At 68.5% G+C, this 19,406-nt stretch carries 23 protein-coding genes and 1 pseudogene; 13 read left to right on the forward strand and 11 right to left on the reverse strand.

What is annotated here, in order from left to right:
* Positions 1 to 246: 246 nt before the first annotated feature.
* From OHA25_RS40115 to OHA25_RS40125, 3 genes and pseudogenes are all read left to right on the forward strand, one after another.
* Positions 247 to 501, forward strand: a complete 255-nt coding sequence (locus OHA25_RS40115) for a transposase family protein (RefSeq protein ID WP_327582124.1) — start codon at positions 247 to 249, stop codon at positions 499 to 501.
* 15 nt (positions 502 to 516) lie between these two features.
* Positions 517 to 1,572 (forward strand): annotated as a pseudogene (locus OHA25_RS40120) (ISL3 family transposase); the annotation flags it as partial.
* Between the two features lie 45 nt (positions 1,573 to 1,617).
* Positions 1,618 to 2,052 carry a class I SAM-dependent methyltransferase gene (locus OHA25_RS40125; protein WP_327582125.1) on the forward strand — a complete coding sequence of 145 codons (435 nt, stop codon included), beginning with the start codon at positions 1,618 to 1,620 and terminating at the stop codon, positions 2,050 to 2,052.
* Positions 2,053 to 2,138: 86 nt separating this feature from the next.
* On the opposite strand, the gene OHA25_RS40130 is transcribed toward OHA25_RS40125, so the two are convergent.
* The 4 genes from OHA25_RS40130 to OHA25_RS40145 form a co-directional block, all read right to left on the reverse strand.
* The gene (locus tag OHA25_RS40130) at positions 2,139 to 2,315 is read right to left on the reverse strand and encodes a hypothetical protein (RefSeq protein WP_327582126.1); all 177 of its coding nucleotides are present in this window, start codon (positions 2,313 to 2,315) and stop codon (positions 2,139 to 2,141) included.
* A gap of 203 nt (positions 2,316 to 2,518) precedes the next feature.
* Positions 2,519 to 2,806 carry a putative quinol monooxygenase gene (locus tag OHA25_RS40135; protein WP_327582127.1) on the reverse strand — a complete coding sequence of 96 codons (288 nt, stop codon included), beginning with the start codon at positions 2,804 to 2,806 and terminating at the stop codon, positions 2,519 to 2,521.
* Between the two features lie 157 nt (positions 2,807 to 2,963).
* The gene (locus tag OHA25_RS40140; RefSeq protein ID WP_327582128.1) at positions 2,964 to 4,109 is read right to left on the reverse strand and encodes a hypothetical protein; all 1,146 of its coding nucleotides are present in this window, start codon (positions 4,107 to 4,109) and stop codon (positions 2,964 to 2,966) included.
* 25 nt (positions 4,110 to 4,134) lie between these two features.
* A complete protein-coding gene (locus tag OHA25_RS40145) occupies positions 4,135 to 4,512 on the reverse strand; it encodes a hypothetical protein (protein ID WP_327582129.1) in 378 nt (125 codons plus the stop codon).
* Positions 4,513 to 5,234: 722 nt separating this feature from the next.
* Between OHA25_RS40145 and OHA25_RS40150 the strand changes: the two genes are divergently transcribed.
* The gene (locus OHA25_RS40150) at positions 5,235 to 5,693 is read left to right on the forward strand and encodes a GNAT family N-acetyltransferase (RefSeq protein ID WP_327582130.1); all 459 of its coding nucleotides are present in this window, start codon (positions 5,235 to 5,237) and stop codon (positions 5,691 to 5,693) included.
* 93 nt (positions 5,694 to 5,786) lie between these two features.
* Here OHA25_RS40150 and OHA25_RS40155 read toward each other — a convergent pair whose 3' ends face one another.
* The 3 genes from OHA25_RS40155 to OHA25_RS40165 form a co-directional block, all read right to left on the reverse strand.
* Positions 5,787 to 6,206, reverse strand: coding sequence for a hypothetical protein (locus OHA25_RS40155; RefSeq protein WP_327582131.1), 420 nt, complete (start codon positions 6,204 to 6,206; stop codon positions 5,787 to 5,789).
* 188 nt (positions 6,207 to 6,394) lie between these two features.
* Complete coding sequence (locus tag OHA25_RS40160; protein ID WP_327582132.1) at positions 6,395 to 8,389, reverse strand: zinc ribbon domain-containing protein; 1,995 nt, start codon at positions 8,387 to 8,389, stop codon at positions 6,395 to 6,397.
* Positions 8,382 to 9,032, reverse strand: a complete 651-nt coding sequence (locus tag OHA25_RS40165; RefSeq protein ID WP_327582133.1) for an IS607 family transposase — start codon at positions 9,030 to 9,032, stop codon at positions 8,382 to 8,384. The genes OHA25_RS40160 and OHA25_RS40165 overlap by 8 nt, the downstream gene beginning before the upstream one ends.
* A gap of 58 nt (positions 9,033 to 9,090) precedes the next feature.
* Between OHA25_RS40165 and OHA25_RS40170 the strand changes: the two genes are divergently transcribed.
* Positions 9,091 to 9,321 carry a DUF1905 domain-containing protein gene (locus OHA25_RS40170; RefSeq protein ID WP_327591111.1) on the forward strand — a complete coding sequence of 77 codons (231 nt, stop codon included), beginning with the start codon at positions 9,091 to 9,093 and terminating at the stop codon, positions 9,319 to 9,321.
* A 15-nt stretch (positions 9,322 to 9,336) separates the two neighbouring features.
* Here the strand turns inward: OHA25_RS40170 and OHA25_RS40175 are convergent, their stop codons facing one another.
* Positions 9,337 to 9,900, reverse strand: a complete 564-nt coding sequence (locus OHA25_RS40175; protein WP_327582134.1) for a hypothetical protein — start codon at positions 9,898 to 9,900, stop codon at positions 9,337 to 9,339.
* A gap of 403 nt (positions 9,901 to 10,303) precedes the next feature.
* Between OHA25_RS40175 and OHA25_RS40180 the strand changes: the two genes are divergently transcribed.
* The gene (locus OHA25_RS40180) at positions 10,304 to 11,215 is read left to right on the forward strand and encodes an SDR family oxidoreductase (protein WP_327582135.1); all 912 of its coding nucleotides are present in this window, start codon (positions 10,304 to 10,306) and stop codon (positions 11,213 to 11,215) included.
* On the forward strand, positions 11,215 to 11,799 hold the full coding sequence (locus tag OHA25_RS40185; RefSeq protein ID WP_327582136.1) for a TetR/AcrR family transcriptional regulator: 585 nt from the start codon (positions 11,215 to 11,217) through the stop codon (positions 11,797 to 11,799). Before OHA25_RS40180 ends, OHA25_RS40185 begins: the two co-directional genes overlap by 1 nt.
* A gap of 291 nt (positions 11,800 to 12,090) precedes the next feature.
* On the opposite strand, the gene OHA25_RS40190 is transcribed toward OHA25_RS40185, so the two are convergent.
* Together OHA25_RS40190 and OHA25_RS40195 are read right to left on the reverse strand one after the other, a co-directional pair.
* Positions 12,091 to 12,864 (reverse strand): arylamine N-acetyltransferase family protein, encoded by a 774-nt coding sequence (locus OHA25_RS40190; RefSeq protein ID WP_327582137.1) that lies wholly within the window; start codon positions 12,862 to 12,864, stop codon positions 12,091 to 12,093.
* 36 nt (positions 12,865 to 12,900) lie between these two features.
* On the reverse strand, positions 12,901 to 13,863 hold the full coding sequence (locus OHA25_RS40195) for a GNAT family N-acetyltransferase (RefSeq protein ID WP_327582138.1): 963 nt from the start codon (positions 13,861 to 13,863) through the stop codon (positions 12,901 to 12,903).
* A gap of 130 nt (positions 13,864 to 13,993) precedes the next feature.
* On the opposite strand from OHA25_RS40195, the gene OHA25_RS40200 reads away from it, so the two are divergent.
* Complete coding sequence (locus OHA25_RS40200; protein WP_327582139.1) at positions 13,994 to 14,923, forward strand: hypothetical protein; 930 nt, start codon at positions 13,994 to 13,996, stop codon at positions 14,921 to 14,923.
* Positions 14,924 to 14,962: 39 nt separating this feature from the next.
* The gene (locus OHA25_RS40205) at positions 14,963 to 15,478 is read left to right on the forward strand and encodes a hypothetical protein (protein ID WP_327582140.1); all 516 of its coding nucleotides are present in this window, start codon (positions 14,963 to 14,965) and stop codon (positions 15,476 to 15,478) included.
* Between the two features lie 80 nt (positions 15,479 to 15,558).
* Here the strand turns inward: OHA25_RS40205 and OHA25_RS40210 are convergent, their stop codons facing one another.
* Positions 15,559 to 16,353, reverse strand: a complete 795-nt coding sequence (locus OHA25_RS40210; RefSeq protein ID WP_327582141.1) for a class I SAM-dependent methyltransferase — start codon at positions 16,351 to 16,353, stop codon at positions 15,559 to 15,561.
* Between the two features lie 117 nt (positions 16,354 to 16,470).
* On the opposite strand from OHA25_RS40210, the gene def reads away from it, so the two are divergent.
* Genes def through OHA25_RS40230 form a run of 4 tightly spaced genes read left to right on the forward strand, consistent with a single transcriptional unit; the run spans position 16,471 to position 19,299 of the window.
* A complete protein-coding gene (gene def / locus OHA25_RS40215) occupies positions 16,471 to 17,031 on the forward strand; it encodes a peptide deformylase (RefSeq protein WP_327582142.1) in 561 nt (186 codons plus the stop codon).
* Between the two features lie 7 nt (positions 17,032 to 17,038).
* Complete coding sequence (locus OHA25_RS40220) at positions 17,039 to 17,659, forward strand: helix-turn-helix domain-containing protein (protein WP_327582143.1); 621 nt, start codon at positions 17,039 to 17,041, stop codon at positions 17,657 to 17,659.
* Positions 17,652 to 19,130 (forward strand): pyridoxal phosphate-dependent decarboxylase family protein, encoded by a 1,479-nt coding sequence (locus tag OHA25_RS40225; protein WP_327582144.1) that lies wholly within the window; start codon positions 17,652 to 17,654, stop codon positions 19,128 to 19,130. The genes OHA25_RS40220 and OHA25_RS40225 overlap by 8 nt, the downstream gene beginning before the upstream one ends.
* Positions 19,131 to 19,185: 55 nt before the next feature.
* Positions 19,186 to 19,299 (forward strand): CBS domain-containing protein, encoded by a 114-nt coding sequence (locus tag OHA25_RS40230; RefSeq protein ID WP_327582145.1) that lies wholly within the window; start codon positions 19,186 to 19,188, stop codon positions 19,297 to 19,299.
* The last annotated feature ends 107 nt before the right edge of the window (positions 19,300 to 19,406 follow it).

Here is a 19,406-nt window from a genome sequence, read left to right on the forward strand (position 1 = left end):
TCGCCGTCTCAACGCCTCTTCCAGCGCACCGGCCTGTCCCGCATTGCCGATTACCTTCGGCTTGGTCCGCTACCCGAGCTCAGCGACTTCGAGGTCTAGCACCTGACGAAGGAATCGGCCGATAGGGACTCTTCGAACTTGATCGGGGTTTGAGGTTCCGTCGGGCCCTGGAGCTTGAGAGGGCTCGTGGCTCGGTGATCCTTCTTGTTGTCGAGGCAAGAAGATCACAGCAGAGAAGCCACGAGCATGGTCAACGATACGACGCTGCTGCTCGGCCTGGACGGCGTGGCCGTCACGAAGGTCGTCGCCGCAGGCCAGGGGGCGCAGGATGGGCCGGTGGTGCACTTGGCCACTGCGGATGAGCGGGCCAGATGCTGCCCACAGTGCGGGGTTGCCGCGGTCCGGATGAAGGAATGGATGATCACCCGGCCGCGGGATCTGCCAGTCGGCGGGCGGCGGTGTGCGTTGCGCTGGCGTAAGCGTCGCTGGTGCTGTGATTAGGCGTCTTGTCCGCGTCAGACGTTCACCGAGCAGGTGCCGCAGATTCCCGCGCGGTCGCGGCTGACGCTGCGATTACGCCAGGCCGCCGGTGCCGCCGTTGGTGATGGCGGGCGAACGGTGATCCAGTCGGCGCGGGATTACGGGGTGTCCTGGCCGATCGTGTCCGCGGCGTTCACCGAGCACGCCCATCGGGTACTGCCAGCCCAACCCGACCCGGTCAGCGTGCTGGGCATCGATGAGGTCCGCCGAGGCCGTCCTCGCTGGGTGCTGGAGGAGGCCACCGGCGCGTGGACGACGGCGGTGGATCGCTGGCATACCGGCTTCGTGGACCTGTCCGGCCAGCAGGGACTGCTCGGCCAGGTCGAAGGCCGTACCATCGCCGCCGTCACCGGCTGGCTCGGCCAGCGTGAGGCGGCCTGGCGTGAGCAGGTGGCCTTCGTCGCGATCGACATGTGCACCATCTTCAAATCCGCCGTACGCGCCGCGTTACCGCACGCCACGCTGGTGGTCGACCACTTCCACGTCGTGCAGCTGGCCAACCAGGCGCTCACCGAGGTCCGCCGCCGCCTCACCGTGCAGATCCGCGGCCGGCGCGGCCGCAAGGGCAACCGTGAGTGGGAACTGCGCAACCGGCTCACCCGCTCCGCGGCCCGGATGCACGGCTGTCAGCTCGATCCGATGGTCGATGACCTGTACGCCCTGCCCGCACGGCTGGGCCGGCCGATCCTGGCCGCCTGGAATGCCAAGGAAGACCTGCTGGATCTGCTCGCCCTGGCCCGCACCCACCCCGACCGGACCGTCATCGCCAACCGGCTATTTCGCTTCTACGATCGCTGCGCCGCCTCCGGCCTCCCCGAACTCGAACGCCTGGCCACCACGATCGAGACCTGGTGGCCGGAAATCCTCGCCTTCATCCGCACCGGCATCACCAACGCCGGCTCCGAAGGCACCAACCGCGTCATCAAGACCACCGCCCGCGACGCCTACGGCTTCCGCAACCCCGAAAATCAGCGTCTGCGCACCCGCTGCGCCACCACCCGACGCGGACGCGGACACCTCAGCCGCGCCTGAATTCGAAGAGCCCGCACAGGCTGACCGTCATTTAGTCTTCCGCTCATGCCGACACGTCTGTCACCCCGCCTCGCCGCGGTCGTGAACGCGCTTCCCCTTCAGCCGCACTCGCGTGTCCTCGAAATCGGGTGCGGGCCCGGGGCCGCCGCACGAGCGGTCGCAGCCCGACTCACCACCGGCCACATCCTGGCCATCGACAGATCCGCCGCCGCCATCGCCCAGGCAGAAGCCGCCGCGATAGACGAAATCACGTCCGGCCGCATGAGCGTCCGCCAAGTCGCGGGCGAAGACTTCGTCCTGCAGGCTCACGAAGAGCCGTACGACATCGTATTCGCCGTTCGGGTTGGAGCCCTCGACGGGCGACATCCCGAGCTTGGTCAACGGGTGCTTCAGCGCATCGCCGCGGCGACCACGGCAGAGGCCCGGCTTTTCATCGACGGTGGCGATCCGCTTCGTGAACTGCTCATCCCGCGGACTTGAGCCGACTGGATCGGCTGCATGGGGCTTCGAACCCCGTCGAGGTCGGAAGACCAGTGCGCAGTTGACTCGGAGAAGCCATGGATGGCTCAACCCCGACTAACTTCGAAGAGCCCCGATAGGGTGCCGTCTCCTGGTTCGGGCGGGTCGGGAAGGGCGTCCAGGACTTCGGCCAGGGCCGGCAGATCGAGCGGATCGGTCAGCGGGTCGGCGACGGTGACGTGCTCCAGGTGGCGGGCGAGCACGTCGATCGGGGATGATGGCACGCGAACGCGGCCCCTGTTCTTGATCGACTGGCGTAGACACCCAACGATCATTAGGGGTCGCGTTTGTCATCTGCAGCCCGGGGTGCCCCCGACCATCCGGCCGTCTCAGGCCCTTCTGTGTCCCACCAACCGGGAACGCTTCAGCCCTGCAGCCTTACCCCAGCCGTCGTGATGTCGCCGGCGAGTTGGCGCCCGCACTCGGTTCAGGTCAGCGAGCGCGCGTCCGCGACGTCGTACTCGGCAACCGAGGCGCCGAGCATCGCAGCGCGTTGCGTGTCGCTGGGGCCGCTGCTGCGGAACGCCTCGACGGCCGTCTGCGACTCCCAGCGCTCGAAGACGTTGATACGGCCGACATCCACCAGGTCCGCGCTGATGGCGAAGTCGAGGCAGCCGGGTGCGCGGCGAGCCATCTCAATGATGCCCACGCAGTCCGCGAGATAGCGCTCGCGCTGTTGCGGGTCGACGACGAGATGCCCCGCGACGATTACCATGTGCTGCTCCTTTGCCAGGTTCGAACTGACCGTTTCAGGCTATGACTGTCGACCGAGCTGGAACTCATCGGTGCGCGCACCCCGGACACCACGATCCTTCGCCGCGCCTTGGAGCCCCGCTGAATGAGAGCACATTCTCGCTTGGCCCCAGGCAGTCTCAGGCGATTGCCGCAAGATTGACGATCAGGAACTTATCGTCCCGAGGCATGACAAGTAGACGAAGGTCCGAAGTCGGCAGATACCTTCTCCCGGACCTATCGGTCCTCAGGTCAACCGCAGTGCCGGTCTGCAGGTCGTAGAGAGCACTCCAACTCCACCCTGGACCGTCACCCGTGAGGAACCGGTCGAGTCGAATAGGCTGCGGTGCTACGAAGGGAAGGGGTATCTCGCCGATTTCCCGGCCATCGCGGCCGTGGACTTTCGCCGGTGCAGCGTCTCCCTGCTTACCGACGCAACGGGTGATGCCACACGCCACGAGCTGTGCGTTGTCCATGGCCCCCGAAGCACGGCGCTCACCACTCTCGGCGTTGAGCATGCTCTGGTATGGGATGTTTCGGCGGTTACGAGGATTAGGCGACCCCACCCATGGCCACTGGAAAATATGCTGACCTTGGGTGCCGGCTACCGCCTGCGGGTCGCCCCCGGAGAAGGGCACCTTGAAGACGCCCAGGTTGCCCGTGGACCAGGCGAAGCCGTCGCGCAGGACGGTTAACGCGGTGATGAGCCCTTCAGGGGATCGGGGCGGCAAGGAGAATGATGTGACGATCGTAGGCTTTCCGCCCGATACGGGTGCCGACCAGATGTCGGCGATCTCCTTTCCGTCCTTCTTCCGGGCGGTCCACCAGCCGATGCGTCCATAGCCGACGGCGAATCCGCTGGCGAAGATCGAGGCCCCCTCTGGAGTCGGAATGTCACTGATCTTTCGGGTCTTACCGTTGTTGAGATCGTACGCCAGGATACCGTCCGCACGCTCGAATTTCGATTCTGCCGTAATGAGCACAGTGTTGTCGTCAAGAAAGGCCTGTGGGCGAACCACACCGCCGTTGGGCAGTACAGTAGGCATCTCGTGCGCTGCCTGCGGCCACACATCCTCAATGCTTTTCGTGGGCGCGATGGCGTTGGCGGAGACTACCTGAGCACCGACAGTGGGCTCGGACGGCGATCCCGATAAGAAGCGTGAGCTCACGAAAGCACTGGAGACGACGATCGTCGTTACTGCGATCGTCGCGGCGGCGATTCCTTTTCCACGGCTACGCTTAGGCTTGGTAGGCGCATCACTGAGTATTTCATTGGTTCGGGACATTATAGCTCTCCTGAATTGTTAGAGTTTACGCATAGCTCCAGGTGCCGCAGTTGAAGACTGATATGCTGCCGTTGGAGAGCTTGTCGCGATTGCATGTTTGAATCGCTGTGGTAAGGCTGCTGGCATTATAGGATTGACTGCCTACACCACCGGTGTAATCGATATAAATAGACCCGGTGACAGTCGTCTGGTAGCGCATACGGATACCATATCCGTCGGCATCGTAGTCGTTGAGCGTATAATAGTGGCCGGGAGTTGTAGTGTAAGGGATCGTATCCCAGTATTCCGCATCGCCAGAGTAGTCGGCTGTGGGACTCCAGGCACGTAACGCAGCTGATGCGCCTTGCTGCATCGTGAGCCATAACGCGGTGATGACTAACGGCGCCAGGAACAGCCGTTGCATTTTCCTCATGCTCGAGGGACCTCCTCGGGTTTCGACACGAAGGCGAGGGAACGACAATGTCCAGATCACGTGATGTCGGGGTGATCTTAACAAGCCCTTCAGCACCGGGGAAGCCCAATATGAAAGTTGATTTCCTAGGCTAGCCTCGATTTACGGTCCTGGGCGGCTTCGCTTGAGGTGTCGGCGGGCAGGGCTCTGGCGTAGTTAAAGTTTCTGCATGCTTGTCGGTTCGCTGGTGAGAGCTGCAGGAGTTCCAGGAGCCACGGCCCAACTGCCCCAAGGATTGGCGGGCGAGGGTATTGGACGGCCAAATCCAGCGATTTGGCCAAACGGCACTGCCACAAGCTGGCTAGGGCGTCGGGAATGATCGACGATTCGACATCTCGTTCCTTGGTACCGGCTCACCGGGACAATATGGTTGCTCGGGGAGAGCACCGTTCGATCGACCATTACGGCAGGTCATATTGCCCGGCGAGGGCCAGGGCTTGCTTCTCGTCCACTCGGCGATCCAGATGCGGCCGGAGTGGATCTGATCATGCAGGGAGTCGTGCTGGTCTGGCCACTGATCTGGCGTTATGGATAGCCGGGCAAGAGCCAGTGCTCTGACCGGTGACGTTCACCGGGTTGCTGTTGGAGGCGATAGATGGGCCGGTTGGTGAGCGGCATGAGGGGCGGATCAATCCAGATGCAACCCGCGAGGTCACCCTCATAGCCTCAGCCTCATGAACGACCATGCGTTCGTCCCCGACGACTTCGCTGTTCCCTCCTACCTGGCCACCCCACAGTTCCGTCTCGAACCCCTGGGACCCCAGCACAACGCTGCCGACCACGCTGCCTGGACCTGCAGCATCGAGCACATCCGCGCGACCCCGGGTTTCCCGGATGGAGCATGGCCCCCCGTGGACGGCATGACTTTGGAGGCGAACCTCGCCGACCTGCAGCGCCACGCGAACGACTTCGCTCAGCGCCGCGGATTCACCTACACCGTCCTCGATGCGGCCGGCGACGAGGTGATCGGATGCGTCTACATCTATCCCTCTCCCAGCGACGACCACGACGCTGACGTATCCTCCTGGGTCCGGGCCGACCGTGCCGAACTGGACGCGCCCTTGTATGAAGCCGTGGCAGCCTGGCTGTCCACGCATTGGCCCTTCGGGACGCTCAACTATCAACCGCGCTGAGACCACATCCCGCAGAGAGCCACGCCGTCCGCGCCTACTACGTGGGTCGATTCCCGGGCCGGTCACACTCTCGGAGGTGACCGGTCCATCACTCTAGATGCCGCGGGTCTGGTATGTGCAGCCCGGGTCGGAGGAGGCGCTCGTGTCAAACCGGACACCGAACCTCACGAAGACCTGGTGCGCCTTCGGCCTGGTCACCCAGATGTTCCGCGAGCCCGTCTTGCCGCCCTCGTAGTTGAAAGCTTTGAACACGAAGTCCGGCTGGGCGTCCTGCATGAAGAAGAAGCGGACGGTGTTCTTGCTACCGACATTGCCGGAGATCCGCCAGGACAGCTGGTTGAACACGTGCTTTGTCCCGGACGTCAGGTAGCGGGCCCTGATCTCGATGCCGAAGTTGCCCTTCGCGCAGCGTGCGACGAGGTACTGATCGGCGGATGCCATGGCGGGCGCCGCCGTGATCGACGTGGCCAGGCCAATGGCGGCGACGACAGCCGCGTTACGCAGGATCTTCATGGTGTCCCTCTCGTAAGTCTTGATCACAACTTACGGAGCGGCGGTATGCCGAAGGTATGTCGGACCCGTGTGCCATGCTGTGCCCGTGATGGTCGTCTTCGATGCCGAGCTGTGGATCTGGGATGCTCGGCGGGCTGATAGCTGGACCTTCGTCAGCGTCTTGAATTCCCTGTAGTTCCCTGAAGAAATCAGGCAACTCGGACGGGCGTAGCCTGGTTTGGGCCGCTCCCGCGCTCGGCTAACTCGAGCACGGGGGTGGCTTTGGCCTGGTGGAAGCCGGTCCGGTGGTGAGAATTCCTGACATGCCCTGTCCGGTACGGCGTATGCCGTCCCCGCTCGGGTGCATGGCCCGCCGGACGCTGTCCACTCCCGGCCGGGAATGGGGCGGGCACCGTGCGCCGGTCGGGCGCACGGCTGGAGGTCTTTGCGGTGTTCTTCGAGGTGTTCTTCGAGGTGCGGGTGGGTCGTTTCGGGGTGGGCCGGCTCTTGGAGCGGTCCCGCGCCTGTGGTCGGGGGTGCAGGTCGGTTCGGGTGCGGCGGGCGCGGCGGGCGGCCTGGGTGGGTTTGCGGGGTCGGCGGGCGCGGGCCACGTTCCCCTCCACCACCTGCGCGATGCTGCGAACTCCGGTGGTCCGGTCGGTGCGGGTGGCCTGCTGGCCGAGCAGGCCGCGCGCGAGGATGCGTTCGGCCGCCGCCTGGTCCCGGTCACCCGACAGGCCGCAGGCCGAGCACCACGCCCAGGCCCAGCCCCGCTCGGCGACCCGGTCGGGGGCCGGACAGTGGGTGAGCACCGACGTGCCGGTCCCGCAGCGGGGGCAGTAGGTGGAGGTGCCACGGGCCGGGACGGTGACCACGGCGAGGCCGTGCTTGGCCGCCAGATGCCGGATCGCCTCGGCAACCTGCCCGCGCACCTGCCCCGACAGGCGCGCGTTCGCCCGGCCCCGCCGCCCGCGCGCTTCCAGGGTGGCCAGATCTTCCAGATAGATCACCGTCGCCCCGGCGGCGACGGCCTGGTCGACCGCCCAGCGGGCCGCTGACCAGGCCAGCGCCTTGTTCAGGTTGCGGATGCGCGCGCACACCCGCTCGTGCTCCACCCCGAGGACCTCATGGGCCGTGCTCAGTTCGGCGAAACGAGCATCGGCGGGCGTGAGGCCGGCCAGCAGCCGCTCCAGGTGCCTGCGTTTGGCGGCCAGGTGCTCGCGCTCGGCCCGCAACCGGTGCAGCTTGGCCGACACACCGCTGGCGTCGTAGGCCAGCGGCCGCCCGTCGCAGACGACCCGGCCCCCGGCCGTCAGATGTCCGATCGTGCCGGTCAGCAGGGTGTTCAATCCCCAGTCGAAGCCGCACCCGATCACATGCCCGGTGGCGGGCGCGAACGCGATCGGAGTCTGGAACGGCAGATCGACGCGTACCCGGCCGTTGTGCACGCGCAGGGTGGGGGCGCACAGTTTCGCCTCCACGGGGACGGTCGGCGGCAACGCGATGGGCAGCAGGTGCCAGGCCCAGTCCCGGCCGGAGGCGGGACGGGCGGTCAGGGGCAGTTTCACCCGCAGGCGGGCGCCGTGGGGGCCGGTGCGCTCCAGAGTGGCCAGTTGCCGGTCGGCGGCGGCCAGCACGATCTGCGCCGCAACGTTCGGGGGCTGCTCCAGGTCGGTCAGATCGCCCGGCAGCACGTGATGCTGGTCGAGGTGGGCGCGGATCTGCCGGGTGCGGTTACGGATGTCCGCCACGCTCACCCCGCCCGGCAGCACAGCGCGCAGCGCGTGCCATTCGGCGTCGGTGCGCTTACCCGGCTCTTGCGGCCAGGTGGCCACGATCGCATGCACCAGCGCGCGGCGGTGCAGCGCCAGCCGCAGCAGGCGGGCGGCCTGCTCTTGGGCGCATCGCAGCACCCGATCACACACGTGCACGCCCGGCTCCGGCCTCACGCCCCAGCCCAGCCGCCGCAGGGCCATCCAGCCCTTGGCCGGCAACGCCCGCCCATCCAGCCCCACCCCGCGGGCCAGCGCATCCAGATCCGCCGTACTCCACCGGGCGGCCACGATCCCGGCGGTCAGATCCCGGGCCAGCCCGGCCAGCCAGGCCACCCGCTCGGCCAACAGCGGCTGCGGGACAACCTCGCCGCTGTGCTCCGCGATCGCGCCGTGGGCGGTGCAGGTCGCGGTCGCGGTGAGCCTACTCATGGACCGCCTCTGCTTTGGAGGCGGCATCGATGCGGGTGTCGGCCTGTGCCAGCAGCTGTTTGCGGGCTTGACGGGAGCGGATGCCGTACATCCGGCCGGCGAACGTCGCGACCAGCGCCATGAAGTCGGCCAGCAGTTCCTCCATGCCGCCGGCACTGCCTTTGTCGTGCAGCACCTCCACGCTCACCCCGTCACGGGCCAGCAGCGCCGTGATCCAAGCCACCCCGAACCGTGCCAGTCGGTCCTGATGGGTCACGCGGACCACGGTGAACTTCCCCGCCGCAGCATCGGCCAGCAGCTTGTTCAGGCCGGGGCGGTTCTCCCGCAGCCCGGAGGCCTTGTCTTTGTAGACCTTCACGATGCCGGTCCGGCTGGTGCGACGCAGTTCGTCTTCCTGAGCGGCCAAAGAGGTCTCTTGCCCGGCGGTGGCAGATACGCGTACGTAGGCGACTTCGGCCCGTTCCCGGGCCGCAGCGGCGGCGACACCGGCGAAGGCATCAAGGTCGGCTTCTTTGAAGCGGCGCTCGGGCTGAGACCTGCCGACCCACACGAACGGAATCTGGCCCTGATCGGCCCACAGGCGCAGCGTGGCCGGGTGCACGCCCAGACACTTGGCCGCTGCCGTTAGCCTCAGGAGAGCCATTGAGAGATCATAACAGAACTGTAGGTTTTCATAGCGAATCTGAGAAGCAGTTCATACCCTGCCCGTCGAGGAGTCCGAGGCGATTCAGGACATGACCGGCGGGTCGCGGCGTGGGTTCGGTTCGCTGCGGGTGCGGGTCACGATCGGCGGGAGCAGCTGGAAGACCTCCATCTTCCCGGACAAGGGGCGCGGTTGCTACGCGCTGCCGATCAAGCGAACCGTGCGCGAGGCCGAAGGGCTCGACGTGGGTGACTTGGCGAGCGTGACCGTCGAGCTCCTCGACGTCTGATCATCCTGCCGGCGATCACTTGCCGCGAGCCAGCCTTGTCGCAGTGATCACGATCCAGAGGATGCCGGTGAAGCGACCCAGCGGGAGAAGCATCATGGTCGCCTCGGTCACGAAGCCGCTGATGGACAGCAATGCCGAAGCGGCGGCGGCGTACCCGAGGATGGTGGTCCATAGCGGTGCGGACGGGGTGAGCGCGGCTGTGCCGGCTCCGAGGAGGAGCCCCAGGGCCGGGACGTGAATCAGGCCGCCCGTCAGGAAAGCCAGGTAGTGGAGGGTATGCAGCGCATCGCCGGTCGCGTTGGCGGCCACGATGGTGATGTTGACCAGACCTGAGGCCGCGATGGCGGCGGCAGCCACGAACCCACCGGTCCGGGCCAGGCCGGCGAACCTCCCCCTGGCAATGGCCGAAACGAAGGTGATCAGGGGCAGGGCGGCAATGACGTACATGATTCCCGCCACCAGGGTCGCGGTCTGGTTGGCGGCGAAATACGCCTCGGTGACGGTGTCCGGCTCGAACGGTGAGGGGAAGGTGCCGGTGCCCAGCACGCTGGAGAGAATCAGCCCGCCCAGGAACAGCACGGCGAAGGCCAGTCCGTACAGAGCCCTGCGCCCCCGTGCGGGAGCCGAGGCCTGGGCATGAGAGGTCACGTCAGTCATGGTCTGCCCCTTAAAGGTCGCTACATGAAGTTCATTTCGTGCAATCACATGCTCGGGACTTACCGCGGCGACGGCATCCCACAATGGGGGCAGCGTCGGCTACATCCTGCGGGGTACCGCGAGACATGGTCGAGTCGTTCGTACGGTCACTGTTGATGACGAGCGCGGTCGAGCCTGGCTTGCGGCACAGGCCACGGCATCGGCCCCGCGGCCAACCATGATCTACGCCCGGAGGAGTACCTGCGGGCGCCTAGGTGGAAGATCGGCCAAGGTCCCGGGCGTGAGCGTGGTTGTTTATAAACGTACATTCGTTTATGGTAGTGGCATGCTCAACGAACAACCCCTCGCAGGCAAGGTCGCTCTCGTCGCCGGCGCCACCCGTGGCTGTGGGCGCGCCACCGCCATCGAGCTCGGTGCGCTCGGCGCCACGGTGTACGGCACCGGCCGCTCGACGAGGTCCGGGCGCTCTCCGCTGGATCGGCCCGAGACGATCGAGGACACCGCCGAACTCGTCACAGCCGCCGGTGGCGAGGGCGTGGCCGTCCGCTGTGATCACAGCGACGCGGACGACGTCATGAAACTCGTGGATCGCATCCGCGACGACCATGGGCGACTGGACATCCTGGTCAACGACATCTGGGGCGGAGACCCGTTCCTGCAGTTCGACAAGCCGCTGTGGGAGCATCCACTCGACGCGACGCTCGGGGTCCTGCGTAACGGCATCGAGACGCATCTGATCACGAGCCGTTTCGCGATCCCGCTCATGCTGAAAGGGACCGGTGGCCTGGTGGTCGAGGTGGGCGACGGCAAGGGCGAGGTGCCCTACCGCGCAAACATGTCCTACGACCTGGTCAAGACGGCGGTGGTCCGGATGGGCCTCGGCCTGGCGCACGAGCTCACGCCGTACGGCGTGACGGCCCTGACCGTCACGCCCGGCTACCTGCGGTCGGAGTCGATGCTCGACCACTTCAGCACCACCGAGGACACCTGGCGCGAACGAGCCAAGGACGTCCCCTACTTCGAGCACTCCGAGACGCCACACCTGCTCGCCCGCGGGATCGCCGCGCTGGCGGCCGACCCCGACCGGGAGCGCTTCGCCGGCCTGTGCCTGGGCTCATGGGAGCTCATGCGCGAATACGACCTGCGCGACACCGACGGCACCCGGCCGGACTGGGGCGCCGTCGACCTCGAATCCCGTCAATTGCTCCTGACCAGCGGCATGCCCGCCCCCATGTGATGCCGCGCCCACGTACCGTCAGTGACGAGGCGATCCTCGATGCCGTTCTCGGCCTCGCCCACCGCATCGGCCCGGCCCGGCTGACCTTCGCCGCGGTCGCCGCGGAGGTGGGGTTGTCGGCCGCGACGCTGGTGCAGCGCTTCGGGACCAAGCGTGGTTTGCTGCTCGCCGCCGACAAGCGGGGCGTCGACCTCTGGGTCGACGCCCTGGACCGCTCGACAGCCGCCTCGCCGCTCACCCGCATCATCGAGGGCCTCACCCTCGCGGTCGAAAACGTCGCCACGCCGGAGCTGATGGCCAATTCGGTCGCGATGCTCCAGCTCGACCTTGCCGATCCCGACTTCCACGCCGAGACGCTCCGCGGCGCACGAGCGGTCCGCGCCCGCATCGAGGGTGACCTGAACGCCGCGCTCGACGCGGGCGAGCTGCGCGCCGGCACCGACGCGGCGAGGCTCGCGACGCTCGTCGAGACCGCCTACCACGGCGCGATGATCGGCTGGGCGATCCACCGCGAGGGCACCCTCGCCGACTGGATGCGCAAGCAGGTCGAGGCCGTGCTCGCGCCACACCGAACCGCCGGCTAGCGCCAATCCGGTGAGTCACGGCCCTGCGCTTCCTCCAGTTCGCCCAGCCATGGCCTGAAGCCACGAGCTGACGGCTTCATCCACCTTTCCTGGCTGTCACCGGTCCTGCAGAATCGCTCTGACCAGCTGTTTCATGGCGCCGGATGGGCGGAGCTTCCTTCAAGGCATCGCTGAGGCTTGGCGCCGTTCGCGGACATCCGCATGCAAGAACAGGACTCCGTGAGAGCCTGCGCACCCGGCTCCGGAGGCCGGTTGCAAGGCCGTGGTTCCCGTGCCCATGGGTGTAGGCGGTCAGGTCGCGAGCTTGAGGAGGACGGCATGGGCGTCCGGCTCCGCGATTTCGATGCCGAAGCGGTCGCGCAGGGTCGTCCCCAGCTCCTTCGCGGTCGACACCCGCAGATCCTCCAGCCTGATCCGCGTGTTCGCCGTGGTGCGCTGGACGAGCACATGGTGCCGGAACGGCGACTGCGGATACTCCGAGACGTAGAAGTTGGCCACCTCGAAGTCGCTCGGATAGTGCGGCTCGTCGGGGCGGAAGGCGTACAGCTCCGTCTCCTCCGAAGCAGGCCCCGAATGCAGCACCCAGAAGTCGCCGTCGCGCCCCAGCCGCCACCGCCAAGGCCCCGACTCCAGCGTGGCGCCGTCCTCGAACGGCATCGGCTCCACCAGCCCGTCACCCCCGAACCCGACATCGGCCAGCCACGTGCGGCCGTCCGCCGCCACGGTGAGCGTGGCGTGCGAGCGCGGCAGGTGGGAGCGGCCGAGCCGGATCCGGGCCAGGTGGCGTTTCAGGGTGAAGCCGAGGCGCTCGAGCGCGGCCGCGAACAGCAGGTTCTGCTCGTGGCAGTAGCCGCCGCGCCCGCCCGTCACCATCTTGTCCTGAAGGCTGCCGAGGTCGAGGCGGACGCCCCGGCCGAGGAGCACGTCCAGGTTCTCGAACGGGATGGCCTGGACGTGCGCCAGGTGCACAGCGCGTAACGTCGCCGCCGTCGGGGCGTGCGGGCCGTCGTAGCCGATCCTGGTCAGGTACGCGTCCAGGTCGAGTTTCGCAATGTCCCACGTCATGCGATCAACAATGACGGGTACGACGGCCCGTGCGCATCACGTGTTCACGGGATTCCGATCGTCGGCCGCGATTTCCGGTTTGGCCGACAAGACCAGCCGGATCGAGAAATTCCGGTAGCCGGCGCGTTCGAACGCCCGCGCCATCGGCACGTTCCCCAGGTCCGTGTCGGCCACGATCCGCTGCACGCCCCGCTCGGCGTGCGAGCGGGTGATCTCGGCGAGCAGGTCGTCGACGTAGCCGTGGCCGCGGTGCTCGGGCACGACGCCGAGGTAACCCACCACCGGTCCGGCGTTGTTGGCCGACGGCAAGGCGACCCCGGCCAGGTCCCCGTCCTTCGTGTACGCCAGCCGCCACCATGACCGGTCCCCCGGCATCGACTTGTAGGCGTCGACGTCTTCGCGCGCCTGCGTCTCCGGGTCCATGGTGAGCAACCCCTGCCGCGTGTCGTAGTCGAGCGAGCCCACGGCCACCCGCCGGAACGCCGCGACGAACGCCTCGTCGTCGTCATCCCCGCGGAAGACGAGCCGCTGCGTCGGCTCGGGCACGAGCTCGTCGGCCGTCCACTCGTAGCGGAGGCGTTCCAGCTCCTCCGTGAGCCCGGCGCGGCCCGCGGCCTCCCATCGCCAGGCGATCGCCGCCGTGGCCTTCGGGTCGTCGCGCCAGCCGTTGGACAGGAACACGTGGTACGCGGGCCGTTCACCGGACTCGGTGAACGCGTGGCGGAGCAGGCCGGCGGCCAGGCCCACGCGATCCTCGACGGAGGGGTGGACGTAGAGGCAGTCCATCGCGAGCGGCTTGTCGCCGCCGGGGAAGCCCCACCAGACGGCGCGGGCCAGGATCCGGTCGCCGTCCTCGGCGATCCAGATACGGTCGTAACGGTAGTTGCCGCTTTCGAGAAACGACAGCAGGCGGTCGGGATGGGCCCAGCTGATGGACTCGTCGACGACGCAGCCGAGCAGGCGGTCTAGATCACCCTCGACCGCGGTACGGAAATGCACGATTCCTCCGAGAAGTGAAAGCGGGCACGGTGAGCGCCCGGAACAATACCGAACATCTCAGCGCCTCCTTTCTTCCGACTTTTCGGCGTCAGCGGGCACTCTAGCGGAAATATCACGAAAGGATGGGCTCGTGAGGTCCAACGACGACGACACGCTGCCCCTGCAGCCTCCGATCCGGCTGCCCGACGAGGCCACGCTGGCCGCTGCCGTACGCGCCGCTCCCCTGGCCGACGAGCTGAAACCCGAGGGCGACGACGCGGAGGTGCTGGCCGCCTGGGCGGACCACTGCCGGGAGCGACTGGCCGTCGAGGAGGGCCTGCTGCTGGAGCTCATCCGGATGTTCCTGTCGCGGGAGCCGGCCAAGGGCGACATTCCCGAGACGCTGTCCGGGCTCGGGCTGGTGCGCCAGGCGGAGCCGTACACGCTGAGCTGGCTCGGCCTGTGGGCGGCGCGGCTGATCATCGCGGACACCACCGGGCAGGAGATTCCCGTCATGGGGTCGCTCGCGGACGCCGACCCGGCGGCGCTGCTGCACGGCCTGCGCTCCTATCCGGAGGCCGAGCGCGGCGAGGAGCTGGCGGGGTGGCTCAAAGGCAGGGACACCGACGCGGCGGCGGCGGAGATCGCCTCGGTGCTGGGAACGGTGAGCCCGCTGAGCCGGGCCGTCGGCGTGGAGCTGCTGTGGTCGGACTTCGGCGAGGAAGGCCGGCCGGCGCTCTCCAGGCTGCTGGAGGAGCCGAAGCTGGGTGCGGTGATCGCGGCCAGGACCGGGCGCGAGGACCGGCAGCCGGTGCCCGAGGAGATCGCGTGGGTGCTGGTGGACATGGCGGCGGCGCTGCTGGAGTTCGGGGACGCGCCGGTCGAGGTGATCAACTCCATCGCCATGGGGATGAACTCGGAGGAGCAGACCGGCACGATCGCGATCCTGGCGTTCGGGGACCATCCGTGGACGGGGCGGGTGCTGCAGGTCTTCATCGAGCATCATCCGGACGAACGGGTCGCGGCGGCGGCCCGCAAGGCCCTGCGCCGGCTGCGTGGCCTGGCCGATCTCCGCACGTGACGGGTCGTGTCCACGCCGCGTCCCGGTAGAGTCGGCTCGGTGACAAAGCATACGATCTCCCCGCAGGCCGGCATCCTGGGTGAGGCGTTCGCCTGCGACTGCGGCGTGGTGCTCGGCGGACGCATGACCGCCGAGCTGCACGCCGCCGAGAACGGCCTGTGCTCGGCCTGCCTCGGCTCCGCCGAGGAGCAGATGGCGCCGGGCCTGGCGCGCGGCTGCCCGTCCTGCGCGGGAAGCGGGCGGCGCAAGAGACAGGTCACCTGGCAGCTGGCGTACGCCGAGGCCGAGAACCTGATCACGCTGAGCGTGGTGCGCGGGATCGTGGCCGGCTTCGACGGACCGTTCAGGCTGTCGGAGATCGCCGATACGGTGCGGTCCGGTCTCGGGCTGCCTGCCGGGCGGTTGCCGGTCGGGCCGCGGGTCCGCGATCTGCTGTTGCAGTTGCAGGCCGCGGGTGAGATCACCATGCTGTCCGCGCCCGACGAGATGGTCGGAGCCGACATGGTCCTCTACCGCGACCCGCACTGGCAGCGGGCCCGCACCCTGGGCCTGTAGCGCCCGCCGAGCACGGCGGTTTCCGGCGCCCGCTGAACGCGACGCCGCCCCGAGCACGCCCGGCCCTGAGAGTCAGGCGCTTACGCGCGGCAGAGGATCTCGCCGTGCAGGATGGACAGCCAGCCGTCGCCGGCGGCCGCCCACTCCAGCCACCCGTCCGAGATCCGCCGCAGATCGGCCTCCGTCGCGGCACCGGTGGCCAAGGCCTGCTCGGCCATGGAAGAGCGCAGGATCCGCTCGGCCCACATGCCGCCCCACCAGGCACGGTCTTCCGATGTGGCGAAGCACCAGGTGGAGGAGGTGGCGGTGACGTCCTCGAAGCCCGCGGCCCTGGCCCACGACAGCAACCGCCGCCCGGCGTCCGGCTCGCCGCCGTTCGCCCGCGCGATCTTCTGATACAGCTCCAGCCACTCATCCAGCGCCGGCACCCGCGGATACCAGGTGAACGCGGCGTAGTCGCTGTCGCGCGCCGCCACATACCCGGTCGGCTCGGTCACCCGGCGCATCTCGCGCAGGGCCCGCACCGGGTCGCCCACATGCTGCAGCACCTGGTGGGCGTGCACGACGCAGAAGGTGTCGTCGGCGTACGGCAGGTCGTGCACGTCGGCGACGGCGAAGTCCACGTTGCCCAGCCCCCTGGCGGCCGCCTCGGCCTTCGCCAGGTCCAGCGCCTCGGCGGTGACCTCGGACGCCGTCAGGTGCCCGACCAGGCCCGCCAGGTCGGCGGTGATCGTGCCGGGCCCGCTGCCCACGTCCAGGAGCGTCATATGCGGCTTCAGGTGCGGCAGCAGGTACGCCGCCGAGTTCTCCGCCGTGCGCCAGCGGTGCGAGCGCAACACGGACTCGTGGTGGCCATGCGTGTAAACGGCGTCCATCGCCTGAACTCCTTCGTTTGGCTCCGATGCCGATCACCTTAGCGCGAGTCTCACTATTCAAGAGGAAATGTCTTATTATATGAGACAGTAGACTTGCTGCCGAAAGGTTTCCAAACGTTGAGAAAGGCGTTGGTCGTGGGAGAGGTCCGGCCGATCGTGCATGTGGGCGACCCGGTGCTGCATCACCCGTGCGAGCCGGTCACCCGGTTCGACGACGAGCTGGCGGCGCTGGTGGAGGACATGTTCGCGAGCATGTACGCGGCGGAGGGCGTGGGCCTGGCCGCCAACCAGATCGGCGTGCCGCTGCGCGTGTTCGTCTACGACTGCCCGGACGCCGACGGCGAGCACCACAAGGGCGTCGTCGTCAACCCCACACTGGAGCTGCCGGAGGTCGGTGAGCGCCACCTCGACGCCGGGGACGAGGGCTGCCTGTCGGTCCCCGGCCAGTACGCGCCGCTCCCCCGCCCCGACCACGCCACCGTGCACGGCTACGACGCCGCCGGGCAGCCGGTCACGGTGGAGGGCACCGGGCTGCTGTCGCGCTGCCTGCAGCACGAGACCGACCACCTCGACGGCCACCTCTACATCGACCGCCTGCCGGCCAAGCGCCGCAAGCAGGTGCTGGCCGCCTACCGTGAGGAGCACCCCTCCGCTGTAGCGGACAAGACACCGCTATAGTGGAGGAATGGACGGCGAAGGGGTCCTGTCCACCGGCCTGTCGATGGCCGAGCTGGGACAGCGGATCCGCGGCGAGCGGCGGGCGCGCGGGTTGTCGATCGAGCGGCTGGCCGAGCTGAGCCGCATCAGCAGGAGCATGGTGTCGGACGTCGAGCGCGGCGCCAAGACGCCGACCGTGCTGGTGCTCGACCGGCTGGCCACGGCGCTCGGCACGTCGATCGCGCGGCTGCTCGACGAGCCGGCGCACGGCGCGATGCGGGTGCTGCGCCACGGCGAGCAGCGGGTGCTGCGTGACCCGTCGGGCTGGGAGCGTCGGGTGCTGTCACCGGTGATCAGCGACGTGGAGTTCGAGTTCATGCGCACGACCATCGGGCCGGGCGTGGACGCGGGCGAGTTCGAGCCGCACGCGCCGGGGTCGCGGGAATACCTCGCGGTGGAGCACGGCAGCCTGCGGCTGACCATCAACGGCAGGGCGTACGTGCTCGACACCGGCGACGCCGTCTACTACCCGGGCGACTGCCGCCACGCCTTCGCCAACGACGGCGCCGTCGACTGCGTTTACTACCTGGCCATGGAGCTGGGCGGCGCCGGGCACCACGAACCACGGAAGGAACCCCTCGATGAATGACCTGCGCCCGGCGAACGGCACCGGCGGCGAGGACTTGCGTGTGGCGTCCGGCGCCGGCGGCGAGGACCTGGGTGCGGCCGGTGCGAAAGCGGCCGCGATCGTGGCCGGGCACCTGGCGGGCGTCACAGACCGGCCTGTCTGGCGGCCGGTGCCGGCCGCGGACCGTGCCTGGCTGAGCGACCAGGAGCTGCCCGAAACGGGGCGCCCGCTGGACGAGCTGCTCGAGGACACCCGCACGCACGTGCTGCCGCACCCGATGGGCAACGGCCACCCCCGCTTCTTCGGCTGGGTCAACTCCCCGCCCAACCCGGCAGGTGTGCTCATCGAGCCGCTGGCCGCCGCGCTCAACCCCAGCTGCGCCGGCGGCGACCATGCCGGGCCGCACCTGGAGCGGGCGGTGGTGCGGTGGCTGGCCGAGCTGGTCGGGTTCCCGCATCGGCCCGGCGGCGGATTGCTCACCAGCGGGGCGTCGATGGCCACGGTGATCTGCCTGGCCGCCGCCCGCCAGCGGGCCGCGCTCGCCGACGGCTGGGACGCCCGCGAGGAGGGGCTGTCCGGGCGGCCACCCATGGTCATGTACGTCACCGAGGAAGGCCACAGCTGCCTGCACAAGGCCGCCCAGCTGCTCGGCCTGGGGGCGCGGCACGTGCGCACGGTGCCGGTGGACGCCGCGTACCGGATGGACGTGTCCGCGCTGCGCGCCATGGTGGCCGAGGACCTCCAGGCGGGGCTGCGGCCGTTCTGCGTGGCGGGCAGTGCGGGCACCGTCAACTCCGGTGCCGTCGACCCGCTCGGCGAGATCGCCGACGTGGCCGCCGAGCACGGGCTCTGGTTCCACGTGGACGGCGCCTACGGCGCGCTCGGCATCCTGGCCGACGGCGCCGCCGCCCACTATGCGGGTCTGGAGCGGGCCGACTCCCTCGCGCTGGACCCGCACAAGTGGCTGGGCGTGCCGGTGGGCTGCGGGTGCGCGCTGCTGCGCGACCCGGCGGCGGCGCGGGCCGCGTTCAGCCTGGTGCCGTCCTACCTGGTCGACGACAACGCCGGCGAGCTGGGCTGGTTCGCCGAGTACGGGCCCGAGCAGACCCGGCCGTTCCGCGCGCTGAAGAGCTGGGCCACCCTGTCCCACCTCGGCCGCTCCGGCATCGTGAGCCTGGTGAACCACACGGCGGGCCTGGCCCGCACGCTCGCCGCCATGGTCGAGCAGGCCGCCGACTTCGAGCTGCTCGCCCCGGTCACCACGTCGATCACGGCCTTCCGCTACCGCCCGCACGACGGCGACGGGCTGGACGCGCTCAACCGGGCGATCCCCGGCGCGGTCCAGGCCCGCGGGAACGCGTTCCTCACCGGCACCCGGCTGAGCGGCCGCGAGACGTTGCGGGCCTGCTTCCTGCACCCGGACACCACCGAGCGGGACCTGGCCGTGCTGCTCGACGAGATCCGCCTGGCGGCCAAGAGCCTCCATACGTGAGTCGCCCATGCGCCCGGGCAGGGGGTCGGCCCGACCGACCTACAAGAGGCATTCCATGGCGAAGACCGTGGCGGACGTGATGACCAGCCACCCGGCGACGATCGAGGGTGACCAGCCTGTGTCCGTCGCCGCCGCGCTGATGCGCTCGCACGCCGTACGCCGCCGCTAGTCGCGTATCACGGGGACTTCGTCGCCATGGTTGCTGTCTGTGCGGAAGCCGTCGGCACCGTCAGTCTCGGCGACCTCGCGCTCGAGCCCGACCCGAACTCAGCGCTC

This window comes from Nonomuraea sp. NBC_00507, from assembly GCF_036013525.1.
Lineage (GTDB): Bacteria > Actinomycetota > Actinomycetes > Streptosporangiales > Streptosporangiaceae > Nonomuraea.